General features: G+C 36.9%; 14 protein-coding genes. 8 read left to right on the top strand and 6 right to left on the bottom strand.

Annotated elements, in window-relative coordinates:
* Window positions 1-310 precede the first annotated feature (310 nt).
* Window positions 311-1,669: an ATP-binding protein gene (locus tag MW688_RS13095; protein WP_486736454.1), complete on the top strand. Its 1,359-nt coding sequence runs from the start codon at window positions 311-313 to the stop codon at window positions 1,667-1,669.
* Here the strand turns inward: MW688_RS13095 and MW688_RS13090 are convergent, their stop codons facing one another.
* The gene (locus tag MW688_RS13090) at window positions 1,670-3,262 is read right to left on the bottom strand and encodes a sensor histidine kinase (RefSeq protein WP_486736453.1); all 1,593 of its coding nucleotides are present in this window, start codon (window positions 3,260-3,262) and stop codon (window positions 1,670-1,672) included.
* Between the two features lie 154 nt (window positions 3,263-3,416).
* On the opposite strand from MW688_RS13090, the gene MW688_RS13085 reads away from it, so the two are divergent.
* The gene (locus MW688_RS13085) at window positions 3,417-3,929 is read left to right on the top strand and encodes a DUF1499 domain-containing protein (RefSeq protein WP_486736452.1); all 513 of its coding nucleotides are present in this window, start codon (window positions 3,417-3,419) and stop codon (window positions 3,927-3,929) included.
* A 186-nt stretch (window positions 3,930-4,115) separates the two neighbouring features.
* Window positions 4,116-6,638 carry a sugar phosphate nucleotidyltransferase gene (locus tag MW688_RS13080; RefSeq protein WP_486736451.1) on the top strand — a complete coding sequence of 841 codons (2,523 nt, stop codon included), beginning with the start codon at window positions 4,116-4,118 and terminating at the stop codon, window positions 6,636-6,638.
* Window positions 6,639-7,119: 481 nt separating this feature from the next.
* On the opposite strand, the gene MW688_RS13075 is transcribed toward MW688_RS13080, so the two are convergent.
* On the bottom strand, window positions 7,120-7,668 hold the full coding sequence (locus MW688_RS13075) for a Uma2 family endonuclease (RefSeq protein ID WP_486736450.1): 549 nt from the start codon (window positions 7,666-7,668) through the stop codon (window positions 7,120-7,122).
* A gap of 413 nt (window positions 7,669-8,081) precedes the next feature.
* Here MW688_RS13075 and MW688_RS13070 point away from each other — a divergent pair, with 413 nt between their 5' ends.
* Window positions 8,082-8,267 carry a hypothetical protein gene (locus MW688_RS13070; protein WP_486736449.1) on the top strand — a complete coding sequence of 62 codons (186 nt, stop codon included), beginning with the start codon at window positions 8,082-8,084 and terminating at the stop codon, window positions 8,265-8,267.
* Window positions 8,268-8,637: 370 nt separating this feature from the next.
* Here the strand turns inward: MW688_RS13070 and hemF are convergent, their stop codons facing one another.
* Window positions 8,638-9,651, bottom strand: coding sequence for an oxygen-dependent coproporphyrinogen oxidase (gene hemF, locus MW688_RS13065; protein ID WP_486736448.1), 1,014 nt, complete (start codon window positions 9,649-9,651; stop codon window positions 8,638-8,640).
* Window positions 9,652-9,797: 146 nt separating this feature from the next.
* Between hemF and MW688_RS13060 the strand changes: the two genes are divergently transcribed.
* Genes MW688_RS13060 through MW688_RS13045 form a run of 4 tightly spaced genes read left to right on the top strand, consistent with a single transcriptional unit; the run spans window position 9,798 to window position 12,259 of the window.
* Window positions 9,798-10,274: an SRPBCC family protein gene (locus MW688_RS13060; RefSeq protein ID WP_486736447.1), complete on the top strand. Its 477-nt coding sequence runs from the start codon at window positions 9,798-9,800 to the stop codon at window positions 10,272-10,274.
* A gap of 50 nt (window positions 10,275-10,324) precedes the next feature.
* Window positions 10,325-11,386, top strand: coding sequence for an Mrp/NBP35 family ATP-binding protein (locus MW688_RS13055; RefSeq protein WP_486736446.1), 1,062 nt, complete (start codon window positions 10,325-10,327; stop codon window positions 11,384-11,386).
* A 33-nt stretch (window positions 11,387-11,419) separates the two neighbouring features.
* Entirely contained in the window at window positions 11,420-11,587 is a 168-nt protein-coding gene (locus MW688_RS13050; protein ID WP_486736445.1) for an NAD(P)H dehydrogenase subunit NdhS, read from the top strand.
* A 9-nt stretch (window positions 11,588-11,596) separates the two neighbouring features.
* The gene (locus tag MW688_RS13045) at window positions 11,597-12,259 is read left to right on the top strand and encodes an HAS-barrel domain-containing protein (RefSeq protein WP_486736444.1); all 663 of its coding nucleotides are present in this window, start codon (window positions 11,597-11,599) and stop codon (window positions 12,257-12,259) included.
* A 12-nt stretch (window positions 12,260-12,271) separates the two neighbouring features.
* On the opposite strand, the gene MW688_RS13040 is transcribed toward MW688_RS13045, so the two are convergent.
* From MW688_RS13040 to MW688_RS13030, 3 genes are all read right to left on the bottom strand, one after another.
* On the bottom strand, window positions 12,272-13,573 hold the full coding sequence (locus MW688_RS13040) for a TAXI family TRAP transporter solute-binding subunit (protein ID WP_486736443.1): 1,302 nt from the start codon (window positions 13,571-13,573) through the stop codon (window positions 12,272-12,274).
* A 380-nt stretch (window positions 13,574-13,953) separates the two neighbouring features.
* A complete protein-coding gene (locus MW688_RS13035) occupies window positions 13,954-14,850 on the bottom strand; it encodes an Npun_R2821/Npun_R2822 family protein (RefSeq protein ID WP_486736442.1) in 897 nt (298 codons plus the stop codon).
* A complete protein-coding gene (locus tag MW688_RS13030) occupies window positions 14,843-15,841 on the bottom strand; it encodes an Npun_R2821/Npun_R2822 family protein (RefSeq protein WP_486736441.1) in 999 nt (332 codons plus the stop codon). The genes MW688_RS13035 and MW688_RS13030 overlap by 8 nt, the downstream gene beginning before the upstream one ends.
* Between the last annotated feature and the right edge of the window lie 79 nt (window positions 15,842-15,920).

The raw sequence follows: 15,920 nt of genomic DNA, 5'->3' as shown, positions 1-15,920 counted from the left end.
CGAACCAACCTACATAAAGGCGGTTTTCAGTGCTAGTTACCCACTGACAGAACTGCTCCCAAAGGCTCGCATTGGAGCGCTGTTGTAAAGTAGTAGTCATTGTGCTTATGATTTCTATATTGTTTTCAAGGTACAAAGGCTTTTTGTTTGCCCACATTTACATAATAACTTGTCTCTTGAAGTTTTGTAAAGGGTTTTTAAGTTTTTATCTGCTTATATTAAGTTTGTTAATAATAAGTTTTTTTTATACGCCTAAGAAAAGCAAGTCTGATTAATATTAAAATATATAGTACTGATCTTTTTTCTCAAAATGTCAATATACAAAAAAATAGAGTTTTTTGAATCTTCCTATCCAAGTCTCATCGTTAGTCCAGTCACAATAACGAATTTTATTGAATCTATAATAAATTTATTAATTGAAGAAGAACTAGAAACTACACTGTGGATAAAACCAGCTACAACCTGGACTGAAGAGATTAAAAAATACCAAAATCAAGGTAAAGTCAAAAAAATATACTGGTGTCAAACGGCTGAATATGAAAATACCAGTGCTTCTTCGGTATATAACTCAGTAGTTATGCCCATCCAGCTTAAACATAGCCCAGACTTAGCCAAAGAATTCTTTTTAATAGCTATCTCAAAAGAATTTTCAATCCTATTATTAGTGAAGCAACCACCAGTTTCTACAATACCCACTAAAATTACTAGAAGACATTCATCATTGCAACTTAAACTATTTTGTACATCAGAAAATTCAATAATTAATCAAATTCTTGAGAGTATCAAAGAGGAAATGATTAGTGAAGAGGAGAGAGAGCGCTATTTACAAGATGAGATTACCACAGCATCAGCAACTAACAGGGAATCGCTTTTATTCGTTAAACTGCTACTTAAACAAATTAAAGAAACCGAAAAATTAACCCAATTAACCATAAATTCTACCAACAGTAATCAAGCATTAAATCTTAGAAATCATCAATCTTTGCTATTGCAAGAAGAATTTATCACTCAACTCACATCTGAATTAAGGCCACCCTTAACTAATATGAGAACAGCAATTTCCCTATTAGAGTCAAAAACGCTGAAAACTAATCAACGTCAACGCTATCTAGATTTGTTGCATCGAGAGTGGGAAAAGCAAAATTCTCTATTAACTGGTTTATTAGAATTAGTGAAGTTAGATCATCTCTCCTCTCAGGAAAGTTCCTCCCAAGCTAATGTTACTGAAATTTTACCTAGTATTATCAGTACCTATCAACCAATCGCCGCAGAGCGTAACATTCAATTAGAATATAAAATGTCCCCAAACCTACCATTAGTTTATTGTCCGAATCTATGGTTAAAAAAAATTATTTTTAACCTACTTGATAATAACCTTAAGTATACTGACGAAGGCGGTCGAGTGTATGTTGAAGCCTCATTGACTCCCAATGGAGTAGTTATGGCGTTTAGTGATACTGGTAAAGGAATTATGAAAGAGGAACTCCCGAAAATTTTCAATAGTTTCTATCGGGGTAATCATAAAGAAGCAGAAGAAAATACAAGTGCAGGTTTAGGTTTAACTGTAGTTCAACAACTGTTAAATCGCTGTCATGGTTCCATAACAGTTAAAAGTAAAATTGATCAAGGTTCTACCTTTCAAATTTTACTTAAAATTGTAGATAGTTAACTATATGGGAAATTTCTGGTTGGAACAGGATTTAGAAATACTATAAGAACTTTGGAGTGGTAAAAAGATGGTTACAACTTCTCCCTTTTGTTCATGTTGACGTATAGTTAGCTTACCTCCCATCAAATTAAACAAATTTTTGGTTACATTTGTATTAAGGCTTAAACTACCTGTTTCTGGTTGGAACATTAACAATTTACCCAAGGATTTAAAAGGATTACCAGGATAATTAGCGAAAGAAACTAACTCCATTTTTATTTGACTACCAGCAGTAGTAATTTGTATTTGTATCTCGCCTCCGCCCGATAAATCTTTAGTTAATCTCTCCAACAGATTAGTTAAAATTTGCTCCAACATTCCTGGGTCTCCTAAAACTATAGGTAATTTAGGAGGAAGTAAGATATTTAAATGAACGTTACGACGTTCAGATTGCTTTTGCCAATTGGGTAGATTATCTTCTAGGAGTTTTTCTAAGGAAATTGGTAATAGTGGTAAAGAATTATTAATAGGCTGTTTTTCTAATTCAGTAGCTTTAAAAATCAACTCCATGCGATTGATTTGCCCTTTACATTCTTGTTCAATGGTTTCTAGGCGTTTAATTACGTCTTGGCTTAACTGAGAAGAACGTCTTAATAACAATCTAGTTAATGTAAGTATAGTTGTTAGAGGAGTTCTTATTTCGTGAGTTAAAGCTTGTAAAAGTTCTATTTCTTTATATACATGATTATAGGAGTTATATTTAGCTGAAATATTGACATTTGTAGCTGATGGTTCTTTCTCGATATCAAAGAATTGATTACTAGGGTAATGACTCAGAGGTACCGAATCTACTGGTAAATTTTCTAAAAGATAACGAGAAAACTGCATGACTAGGCGATAATCAGGTTCAACAAAAGGAAATTTATTAATTAATTTCTCTAAAGACTGTAAATTCTGATAATTAGCTAAAATTAGTCTATTTTTTAATGTAGCCCAAACATTTTTTAATAATTCGGGGTCAAAAGAAAAGTTAAATGCTGGTAATCCTGAGTTATCGATGCCGAGGATAACTACTAAACTAAATTTACTAGTTAAGAGTAATCCATAAGTTTCGTTAGCAATGGGATCTTCTGGTAATAATGGTAAACAAATAGGAGAGTGATTAGTGGTTTGAGAAGCTAAATCATTGGCACTAGGTAATGACGAAGTTCTGGAAGTAAATTGATTCAAAGCTGCTGGTATAAATACACCAGTGTATAAAGGAGTAGTTAAATGCCCTTGACTAAGCAAAGGTATGGGTCCAGAAAGCATTACTCCTTCAAAGGATTCTGCTTGTTCCTCCGTAGGTGTCAGCGATTGTCCAGATTTCACATCAAAAGCTTGGGGATGACCTGTAGGGAGAGTAACTACTGATGTTAATAAATAGTTCTCTATAGCCGCAATTGCTGCGTACCATTCTCTTTCAGCTTTTATTTGAGCCTGATGATAGGTTACATTGTTGCTTTTACCATTGGCTTGTTTTTGAAACTGATTTTTGTCTGCTATTTTAAATTCGTCTTGATGACGATAGAATAATTCGCTGAGAGTTGGTAGTGACCAGTGCTTGATAATCATTAATTACATTTAGTTCGACCAGATAAAAATTAAGCTATCTTGATAATAACGAGATTTACCAAGTAAATGTAAAGCAGGTCAACCGAACTAATTAGTGTTGGTTTCCTACTTTTGGTTTCATAAATTGTAGACTTTTAGGAGAAAAATTAAGTTTATGTCTAATGTAGAAACAACTAATCAACTTCCTTTGGGAGGATTTGTCAAAATATTGGCGATCGCCATCTTCCTGATATTTGGTATCTGGATAGGACTGAGATTTTTTTTACCAGATTTCCCCACAGTTTTTGCGGGCAATCAACCAGATAATCTAGGTATCAATCAAGAAGGAAAGTTAGCCCCTTGTCCTAATAGTCCTAATTGTGTAAATAGCCAAAGTGAAGATGATGATCACTATATCACTCCGATAACAGTAGATTCATTAGATTCTTGGGCTAAATTGAAACAGATAATCGAAGCACAACCAAGGGCAGAAATTATTGCTGAAACTGATAACTATATCTATGCTCAGTTTACCAGTAGATGGATGGGCTTCGTAGACGATGTAGAATTTCTCGTTTCCCCTACAAAACCTAATACAATCGAGGTGCGTTCTGCTTCTCGTTTAGGAGAATCAGATTTGGGAGTTAATCGTCAACGGATTGAAACAATTAGACTACTAGTAAGCTAGTATAGATTTTTACAAATAAAACCCACGTGCTTCTAGCCGTGGGACTCTCTACAAAAGCAGAAAATACTAAGGAAAAAAGAGCGATCGCTCCTAAATCAATTTTCCCAAAGATAAACTTCAATAATAACAGCTTTTGTGCCAAGATGATGGTAGAAGCGAGAAAAAATAGTTCAGGAGAATTAAAGAATGCGTGCAGTGCTGATGGCAGGTGGTTCGGGTACTAGATTACGCCCTTTGACTTGTGATCTCCCTAAACCAATGGTACCAATTTTAAACAAACCCATTGCCGAACACATTATCAATCTACTCAAAAAAGTAGGCATAAGAGAAATTATTGCTACTTTACATTATTTTCCTGATATCATGCGCGATTACTTTCAAAATGGTAACGACTTTGATGTTGATATCACCTATGCCGTAGAAGAAGAACAACCCCTAGGCACTGCCGGCTGTGTTAAAAACATTCAAGAATTATTGCATAGCACTTTTTTAGTAATCAGTGGAGATGGAATTACTGACTTTGACTTACAAAAGGCGATCGCTTATCATCGAGAGCAAAATTCTCTAGCCACTATAGTATTAACGCGAGTTCCCAACCCCATGGAATTTGGGGTAGTTATCACTAATCCAGATGGACGTATTTCTCGTTTCTTAGAAAAACCATCTACAAGTGAAGTGTTTTCAGACACCGTTAATACAGGAACCTATATTTTAGAACCAGAAGTTTTAGACTACTTACCCGTCAACCAAGAAGCAGATTTCTCCAAAGACTTATTTCCTCTCCTCTTAGCTGAAGGTAAACCAATATATGGCTATATAGCCGAAGGTTATTGGTGTGATGTGGGACACCTAGACGCTTATCGACAATCACAATATGATGCCTTAAACCAACAAGTTTATTTACAACTAGAATATCATCAAAGATCTACGGGAATTTGGATAGGCAATAATACTTATATAGACCCTACAGCCAAAATTGAACCTCCAGCAGTCATAGGTAACAATTGTCGCATTGGGCCTCGTGTTACCATCAGTGGAGGAACAGTGATTGGGGATAATGTGACAGTAGGTGCTGATAGTGAACTGAGAAGACCAATTATCTGGAATGGTGTAATAATTGGCGAAGAATCTCATTTAAGTGCCTGTATTATCGCCCGAGGCAGTCGTCTGAATCGTCGTTGTCAAATTTTAGAAGGTGCAGTTATTGGACAATTATCTCTTGTAGGAGAAGAAGCAAAAATCAGTCCAGGGGTAAGAGTTTGGCCTAGTAAAATAATCGAACCAGGAGCAATTTTAAATATTAATTTAATTTGGGGTCATACAGCCCAAAGAAACTTATTTAGTCAAAGGGGGGTGTCAGGATTAGCGAATATAGATATCACTCCAGAATTTGCCGTTAAACTGGGAGCATCTTACGGTTCAACCCTAAAACTTGGTGCCCAGATAGCGGTATCTCGGGATCAACGCAGTGTATCGAGAATGGTAAGCCGCTCTTTGATAGCCGGTTTAATGTCTACAGGCATCCATGTACAAAACTTAGAAGCTGTAGCTATTCCGATTACGCGCACCCTTGTTCCCAAATTAGGTGTACAGGGAGGAATTCACGTGAGAGTAGATCCAGATCGCCCTGACTACGTACTCATAGAATTTTTTGATAAACAGGGAATTAACATTTCTAAATCCATAGAAAAGAAAATAGAAGGAGCTTATTTCAAAGAAGACCTCCGACGTGTAGGAATACAGGAAATAGGCAACATGTACTATCCTTCTAACTCTCAAATAATTAATAGTTACAGTCAAAACTTTGAAGAATATTTAAATGTAGAAGCACTACGCAACAGTGGCGCCAAAATAGTCATTGATTACATGTATGGTGTAGCTGGGGCCATCTTACCAGAATTATTAAATAAATTTGGCTGTGATGCTGTGGTCCTTAACGCTAGTTTACGTCAACTAGCAATTTTCCAACAAGAAAGAGAAAATCTACTTTTGCAACTAGGGCACGTAGTTGAAGCAGTAAAAGCTAATTTTGGGGCCCAAGTTTCTGCCAACGGCGAACAATTTATGCTTGTAGATGAATCTGGTAGACAAATTCGTGGCGAAACTCTAACAGCATTGATGGTTAACATGATGTTAACAACGCATCCTAGAAGCACAGTAGTTGTACCAGTAGACGTTTCCAGCGCCGTAGAACAAATTGCCCGGCGTCACGATAGCCAAGTAATTCGTACAAAAGTTAACCCCACTGCCTTAATGGAAGCTTCTCAAGCTAACCCCAATGTGATTTTAGGGGGAAGTGCCAATATGGGCTTCATTTTTCCCCAACTACATCCGGGTTTTGATGCTATGTTAAGCATTGCTAAACTAATAGAAATGCTCACAGTTCAAGAACAATCTTTAGCCCAAATTCGCAGCGAACTTCCCCGAATTTCTCATCGTTGTTCTACTATTCGTTGTCCATCAAGTGTCAAAGGTTCTTTAATGCGTCATCTCGTAGAAACCCATCCCACAGAATATTTAAGATTAATCGATGGAGTAAAAATTATTGACCCCAGAAATGATAATTGGGTATTAATCTTACCTGATGCCGGAGAGTCTCTAGTACATATTTACGCTAATTCAGAAGAGAGAGGTTGGGCAGATTCTAGCTTATCTAGTTACAAACAAAAAGTTCAAACTTTTATTGATCAAGAACAAGGAATTGATTAGATATGAAGGGATGACAACTTTTTTTGAAAATCTGTAGGTTGGGTGATCGCTACTCAACCCAACATTAATTTTATTATTTATCTAAATGCTTAAAAACGAGGTTCGTAGTTGGACTTTAGTCCAATATATCTGACGGGGCGACAACAGGATTAAAATGAAGGCAGCAAGCCGAAGGTGGGGGCGCAAGCAAGAGCGCCCCTACTAGCTCACATCACTTGCACCAGTACTCTTGTACTAAATCGGCTAAAAGCAGGTATGGAGAAGAAAGAGCGATCTCGTGCAAGATCGCTTAAATATTCCAAGTGACTCCATTCTTCAAATTGAGCAAGAACCACCCCTTATGACAGACTTGCTAGGTTTACCTCTAAAAGTATGAATAGAAACAATTGGTAGTCTGATTACAACTTGTTGAAGAGAGAATTTCGCCTTGTGCATTAAAATTCTAACTCAACCTCATCAAAAACCCGCTACCAGTTCTGAGTTAACTGCGTCCGAGTAATGTTTTTACTTCAATTTGAATATTAGGAAAAGTAATTGGGGTAATCGAACCTTCATTGACTTTAAACTTGGTTTTGTAATCGTTACCAGATGATTCTCTAAAAACAATTATCTCTGTTGTTTTTAAGCTAATAACCCAATATTCATTAATTCCAGCCTTAGCGTAGATTGTTTTTTTTCTGCCCAAGTCTTCTTCTAGAGTAGTGTTAGATATTTCTACAAGCCAATAAATATCTTCTGGATAGGGGTGGCGTTCTGAGTAATTTCTGTTGGTCAAACGCACTACAGCAATGTCGGGTTCGGGTTCAGAGTTTTCTAGGGTAATCGGGTGAGCTTCTCTAATTCGAGCAACTCCTCTAAGAAGTTCTCGCAAGTATTCGGCTACATTGTCATTGGTAGAACTGTGTAATGGCCCTTCAGGACTCATCTCAATAATTTCTCCTGCTAATAATTCTACAGAGCGGTTATTTAGAACTCCACTGTCAATCATGCGGTGATAATCTTCGACCGACCATTTAGCTAAAGTTGTCATCTAATGTTTCTCCTTTTGAGTCACTCGATTGAGAGCTATTTGTCTATATTAATTTCATTATTCATGAAGAAAGCGTCAAGCTCCTGCTCCTCTATTCTATCTACAACTGTAGAGCATAGGGATTAACATGACCATAAATTAGAGGTGTGAGACGGTGTTGCTGAGTTATCAGTGGATTAAGATGTCACAGGTATTGTTTTAGATCGAAGGCTAGTGCATCAATAATCTTACTGAATACCATAACATTTTTAGGTTCTGTTGCTCTCGAATTATGAAGCATACAAGATTTCTATGTATCTCGCGTATTTTTAAGCAGCAACATCAAATAGTGATTCAACAAATTTTCGAATGAGCTACACTCTCCCTATTACGAACACCATCAACTTGACCTTTGTTGATGGGCGATCCCGTGCTTGGCTCGCTCCGTAGGCGATCGCATCTACTCCCATAGAGAATTTGATATGATTGTACGAGATTATATTAGTTGTAAAACCTGTGAAGAACGTTACATAGTAAGAGCAGGACTTGGAATAGAAAAAGCTCAACCTCATAGTTTTGATCGGAAATTTTTTTACTATTTTATTGGCGCACTCGCCTAGGAGCGAGATCTTGCACTCTTATCGCCTGTTGCAAACCCCAATCCCCACAAGCTTTTTAGCCCACCTGTCACCCCGTCAGGGGATTAAAAACTGACGGGGCGACAACAGGATTAAAATGAAGGCAAGTGTTAGGTTTTAGGTGCTGACTATTATTCTGTAGGGGCGCTCATACTTGCGCCCGCTATGAAGGCTTGCGTTGTTTGACTTGCGCCCTCGTTGGCTTGCGCCCCATCTTTGGCTTGCGCTAAGTAGCACAAAATCCAGTATTATAGTAGCAGTTGACGTGCCTAGTGTTGAGCCGCTTTGCCGAAAGGCAATAAAGAAAGTGTAACAAAAAATACAATTCCCCCATAACACCAAAAGAAAGGCCCTAATTAACCCAATCTTGAGGTTTGAGAAAAACTTCATAAAGCTCAGCTTCTCTGGTATTCTCCTCTGGATGATAAGAATATTCCCAACGGACTAAAGGTGGTAAAGACATCAAAATAGATTCTGTTCTTCCTTTGGTTTGTAGTCCAAAAATAGTGCCTCTGTCATATACCAAGTTAAACTCTACATAACGTCCACGACGGTATAGCTGAAAATCGCGTTCTTTTTCAGAATATTCTAAGTCTCGTCGTTTTTCCACAATTGGTAAATAAGCAGGCAAAAAAGCTTCACCACAACTAGAAACAAAGGCAAATATCTCTTCCCAAGTTCGTTGTTTTAATTCTGGAAGACTTTGAGAGTAAGTAGCAGCTTCTCCTTCGCTATCAGGACCACGGTAGAGACCCCCTTGTCCATCTTGATAGTCAAAGAAAATTCCTCCCACACCTCTAGCTTCTTCTCGATGCTTCAGATAAAAATATTCATCACACCAACGCTTAAAAACGGGATAATATTCTTGATGGTGCTTATCACAAGCTGATTTAAGAGTTTTATGAAAATGTGAGGCATCTTCAGCAAAACCATAGTAAGGAGTTAAATCAGCCCCACCACCGAACCACCATACTGGTCCAGCTTCAAAATAGCGATAGTTGAGGTGAACTGTTGGTATATAAGGATTTCTCGGATGCAAAACCATTGACGTGCCCGTAGCATAGAATTCGTGACCCTCAGCCTCAGGTCTTTGCTTTAAAATCGAAGGAGGTAACTGTTTTCCCCAAACTTCAGAAAAATTAACGCCCCCCTGCTCAAAAATTTCACCATTTTTGATAACTCGTGAACGTCCACCTCCGCCTTCAGGTCTGTCCCAAGAATCTTCTTGAAACTTACTCTTACCATCAATTTCTTCTAACGCCTTGCAGATTTCATCTTGAAGTCCCAACATAAATTCTTTAACTCTAATTCTAGAGTCTGTAGGAGGGGTGAAAAAGCTTTCTGAGGATGTGCTTAAAGCAGTCATATTTCTTAACTTAACTTAATTTAGTTCTCGTAATTGGCTATAGTTTTATATTCTCATCTTTTTGTTAGATTTGTCAGGGAAACTTATGCCTAAATTTTCTGTTAGAATAATAAACTTGGATTAAGGATTTTTGGAAGAAGTAAAACGTGATTCTAAATTTTTCTTTCAAACTCATAGCAGCCAAAGGAAAATTATTCTGTAAATTTTCCCTGTTTAAAACCTATCGAGTTGTTAGCAATGCACCTGTAGACTTACTTTGGCAAAAACTAGTCAATATTGCCGATGTTTCTTGGCATCCTTTGTTTTTTAAAACTAATGTGCCCAATGGATTAATCGCTAAACCAGGTTTAATTTATCAAGTGGTTACTCGCTTAACACCGATTCCAATTCGCATTTTTGTGGAAAATGTACGTCCAGGAGAACTACTGTCAATTAGAATTCTAGCGATACCTGGTATGGAACAAAGAATTACTTATCAAGTAGAATCAACTCTATGCGGAAGTTATATATCCTATTCTGTAACTCTACGGGGTTGGCTTTCTCCCCTAATTTGGTGGTGGATTCGACCCTATTCTGCTAGAGTAGCTTCAGAATTAGCTCATGCAGTAGAAAGACTAGTCTGATTGAACTAGTTAAAATATAATAAGTTTTTATACTAATCGTTGACCCAATTATGCTTGACACCCAATCGGTTTTAGAAGTTTTACAACCAGTGAAAGACCCTGAATTAAACAAAAGTTTAGTTGATTTAGGGATGATTCGTAATATTCAAATCAAAGACAGTTCTGTGGATTTTACCCTGGTGTTGACAACTCCGGCTTGTCCTTTACGAGAGTTGATTGTCGATGATTGTAAAAAAGCAGTTATGCAATTACCAGAAGTAAAAAATGTCAATGTTGAAGTAACCGCAGAAACTCCTCAACAAAAATCTTTGCCTAATCAACAATCTATTACTGGTGTGAAAAACATTCTCGCTATTTCTAGTGGTAAAGGTGGCGTGGGCAAAAGTACAGTAGCAGTAAATGTAGCAGTAGCTTTAGCTAACCTGGGAGCAAAAGTAGGGTTATTGGATGCCGATATCTATGGACCAAATACTCCCACTATGCTAGGTTTACAAAACTCCCAAATAATGGTCACAAAACAAGGAGAAGTGGAAATCCTAGAACCGGCTTTTAATCACGGCATACAAATGGTTTCTATGGGTTTTCTCATTGACCCAGACCAACCTGTAATGTGGCGCGGTCCGATGTTGAATGGTATCATCCGTCAATTTCTCTATCAGGTAAACTGGGGAGAATTAGATTATCTAATTGTAGATATGCCTCCAGGCACTGGCGATGCTCAATTAACTATGGCTCAAGCTGTACCTATGGCAGGCGCAGTAATCGTTACTACTCCTCAAACAGTATCTTTAGTAGATTCTCGTCGCGGCTTAAAAATGTTTCAGCAACTCGGGGTTAACGTTTTGGGCATTGTGGAGAATATGAGCTATTTTATTCCTCCAGATTTGCCAGATAAAAAATACGATTTATTTGGCTCCGGTGGCGGGAAAAAAACCTCTGAAGAGTTAAAGGTTCCTCTCCTGGGTTGTATTCCTCTAGAAATACCTCTGAGAGAAGGGGGAGATCTAGGCATACCAATTGTGGTCAAAGAACCAAATTCAGCTTCCGCTAAAGCTTTGGTAGAAGTCGCTAAGGCGATCGCCGCTAGGGTTTCTGTGGCAGCTTTTGCTTAATATCTCAATTCAACAATAGGAGTTTAAAAAACTATGATTTTACCAGGTATGAATGTTCAAGTAACTAATCCCGATGATACTTACTATCGTTTTGAAGGCTTAGTACAACGAGTCAGTGATGGGAAAGTAGCTGTTTTATTTGAAGGGGGAAATTGGGATAAATTAGTCACTTTTCAACTGTGGGAGCTAAAAGTAGTCTAAAATAGTTATATGCGCATCCCCTTACCTCAGTTTAATTCAGATCAGCGCCATCCTGACCATATCGCTGAGGTAATTGAAACTACAACGATGGAGTTTCTGGCTCAATGTCTTGAGCCGGAAAATTTATCATTTCCCATCATGCCCCCCTTCGGCAGTTGGGTAAAATCTTTTGATGAAGAGTCAGGGAATACAATAGTAGGCATAGTGAGTTATGTAACGACAACCCCCATAGATTCAGTACACCGCGCTCGCGCTTTAGGCTTATCTCTACAAGAATTACGAGAAGAACAACCTCAAATCTTTGCTATGTTGAAAACTGAGTTTCGCGCTGCTATTGTGGGATTTGTAGCACCAAACTCTAGCAATGGAAATCAAAAGTCAGGCACAGTTTACCAATATTTACCACCACGACCTCCCCAAATTCACCAAGCAGTTTATCGTTGTCAGAGTTCAGAAATTATTCACTTCACAGAAAAACTAGATTTTTTACGTATACTGCTACAAATAAAGGGTATTCCCGTAGAAGCTTTAATTGCCGCAATCATACGCAATATCTATAGTCTACGTAAAGGCGATCGCGCTTGGCTAGTTAATGCCGGGAGAACTCTCAATCTTTTACTCAAAGAAGATTATGATTGTCTACAATATATTCTTAGTCAAGTTCATCTCTAACTAAGTTTAGTTTTAATTATCTTCTTCATCAGAGTGCAAATTTAGAAACAACATTTCCCGATGACGCATAGTATTAAAAGCCACATCCCAAGTAAAAGTAAAAGACTGAAATGATTCAGCAGAAATGCGATCGTGATCTAAATCATGAACAACTTGATTAAACAGAGTAAATAACTCCCCACGTATAGTATCTAACTCTTCTAAACCCTCACTACTATTAATCTGGTCTACTAATCTAATAATTTCTAAATTATACTTATCAGCGCGGTTTTTTTGTTTCTCCTGTAACCACATCTTAAATTGCCAAATACCAGAAGCAACCAACATGGACACCGAAAGAATTAAACCAATTGATTCAGCATATCTTTCTAAAAAACTCGGCTCATCTTGATTGTAATAGGATTTAGCACCTTGATGAAAAGAAAATCCTAATTCTTGTGTATAGTCAGGTTTAACAATCGTCGAAGATTGTCTATGTAACCTAATTAGCTCATTTCTATTTTCAAAAATAATCCGCGTAATTTCTTGAACTATATAGGGATCGACCGAGCGATGTGTCACCAGTACAGCTCTAACTCCAACTACAGGTAAATCTTCACTGGGAGTAGGAATAGCACCATTGTATGTTCCTTGAGGAATAGTATAAGGTTGTAGAGCCGGAAAAAATAATTGTAAAGCCCCAGCTTGTTCAATAGGAACTATTTCGATTTGAGGGTTACTCAATAATTTGCTTACACTTGAATTACCTAAAGCGATAATCCGAAACAAAGCATCAACTTCCCCAGCTAATAAAGCTTCCTGTGCAGCCTGAGAAGGCATGGGAATTACCTCAAAATCTTGCTTTTTCAGCCCATAATGTTGGCTTATTGGCCAAAAAGCATCATAAGATCCACTTCCCTCCGGCATTAGGGCAATTTTTTTCCCTTTTATATCTTTAAATTGGTCAATTCCTGAATCTGTATTAGCAATCAAATGGAATATTTCAGGAAATAAAAAAGTAATAGCTTGAGTATTATTACCCACCGTAGTATCTGCCTGCAATACAGCTAACTCAACTTTCTGATCATCTATCCGTTGTTGATTTTCTTGAGAACCACTCGTTGATAAAACTTCTATTCGTATGTCAGAACTATGTTTCTCCACAATTTGGGCTAAAGCCTCACCAAAGGCATAGTATTCACCACTTGTGCCTCCAGTAGCAATAGTCAAAGTATGAATATGGTCTTTTGTTCTCATCCAATAGACGGCTACAGTAACTACAGCTAAAACACTAAAAGTTACTGTACCAAATAAAAACTTTCGTTCGTTAAACATCTTATTAACTAATATTTCAGCTAACACCTATTGTAAAAGATCCTATGATCAATTTCAGTCATATAGCAGTACAAAAAACGGGTGCAATAAACTTACTCAAAATTGCCAGCGAAAGCGGAGAGCGCCTTAGAGGCTGTTTTGTGGTCAATAATCTTGAGTTATTGGGAGGCGCTCTCCGCCACTTCACAAGTTATTTGTGACCCCAAACCATTAACTGGTAAAGGCTGGCAATTTTGAGCAGGTTTTCTCTCGCGGTTAGGATATTTTTAAGTAGTAAAAGTTACTACTTGCCTAACTCTTCCCTCTTCCCTAAATCCGTTAACTTCTATACCTCAGTAGACTTAAAAACGCTATAAGTAATTTATATCCTAGAAAGCTTACTAGGTGTCTATTTTAAATCCACTCAAAAATTTTTTAAATGTCAACAAAGGATTAAATTTTGATTCTCCTAGATAGCGATAGTATTTCCAAATTTTCCAGTAGGGACATCCTGGTTTGATTTTAATACCTGCCCAATGAAGATATCTTAATCTATCTTCTCCATCATATAGTAAATAATTCTTACCCATAAGTTTAGCATGAAAATTAGAAGATCCTGCCCAGCTTCCAGGTTCTTTTACTGCTCTTTTAGTAAGATTAAGCCGTTTTTGGGTAGCTGTTAAAATTACATAATTAAGCAAAGGTTGGTCTGTGGTTTTGCTAGAGAAATCAAAATACTCTGGATGTTGAGCACAATGTTTTAATAATTGATATAAATCTGGTTCTGTAAAAATTCCTTTTTTAGAAGCCCAAAAACCACTATTAAAAACATCAGCAAGTTGAGAATCGCTAAATATACTCTCTTCTTTGACAACAGTGGTAAAAATATCTTTTAGTTTATTACCCTTATGATGGTAGTCACAACAAACAAATTCATATTCTTCTAAATAAGTAAAAATTTCTCCTAAATCTTGAAAAATAACAATATCAGTATCAATGTAGATGAAATTATCCAAAGGACCAAACCATTGGACAAATTTACGCATTTTGTTAGGAAGGGCTAAAAAATCTTCAGGAAATATTTCTCTAATGCAACTAGTAAATTTGTCGATAAATTTTAAATTAGGAAAAAGGGCAACCTGATATTCTTCTAAATAAGTAGCAACTTGGTGATAATTATCATCAAAAGGAATTAAAATGATTGGTATATCAGGCTCATACAACCGTACGCTCTTAATCATAGCGATGGTTTGTTCCAACACACGATCATTAGCAATGAAGTAAATACCATTAGTCATGAATAAACCCTAATTTTTTAGTTAATTTTTGCAATAAATTGGGAGGTTGATTGTATTTTTTTGGTTTTCCTGAGAATTTTGGTTTATTTTCAGGTTCATGTAAATAGCGATAGTGTAAGAATATGTCTCGATAGGGAAAGTCTATGTTTTCTCCAGCACAGATTTTAGTAAACAGTTGAGAAGATAGGCCGATATAGTGTAAGTATGTTATGGGTTCTCCACCGTCATAAAGTAAGTTATTTTTAGCTACAAAATGAGAAGAAGTGACTGAGTTTCCTGTTCTTTTTTCCCTAGGCAATTGTAAAGCAAAATTATATACAGAATAATTGGACTTCATCATCATATAGTTAATTATACTTTGATCTACTACCATAGGATAAAGTATGGCAGAATCTCCTGCTTGTAGTTGCTCAAGTAACCACTTTCTTTGTTGGGGAGGAAAGATATCTTTTTTAGAAGCGTAAAAACCAGAACAAAAAATTTCTGTATTAATACGTTCTAAGGGAAAGATTTGAGTTAATTGAGGAGTATTAACTTCATAGATGTGTGATGGGTCTTTATATTGAAAATCATAAACTACGGCTTGATGATCATCTAATTTAGCAAAAATAAAACTGATATCTTTTAGTAACAGGGTATCAGCATCCATGTAAATAAATTCCTCAAAAGGTCCATCGAAAGCATAAAAACGATGATGGGTACCAAAACGATGATAATTAGTGCTACCTATTTGTTGCCAACGCTGATGGGCAGACGGATGACTATCCCAAACAGCCTTGACGAAGTTATCCCAACTTTCCATAGACTCTAAGTTATCATAAATACTAACTTGAGAACGTCGAGCTACTTCAGAGGCAATTCTAGTGATATTTTCATCATAAGGTATAATACAAATAGGAAAATTAGAGCCGAGAGTTACTTCTATACTATTAAGTAAGGCTACTAGCTGATCAAAAACGCGATCGTTAGCAAGAGTGCAAATACCTTTCATCTTTCCGCCCTCATGGAGACTCTGGCTAAACCTCTCATCAGGTTAGCGATGAGAGGAAATGAGGGACATAATTTATGTT

Source organism: Johannesbaptistia floridana, assembly GCF_057440575.1.
Note: the sequence above shows the minus strand (reverse complement) of the source record. Positions and strands in the feature narration are given on the sequence as shown.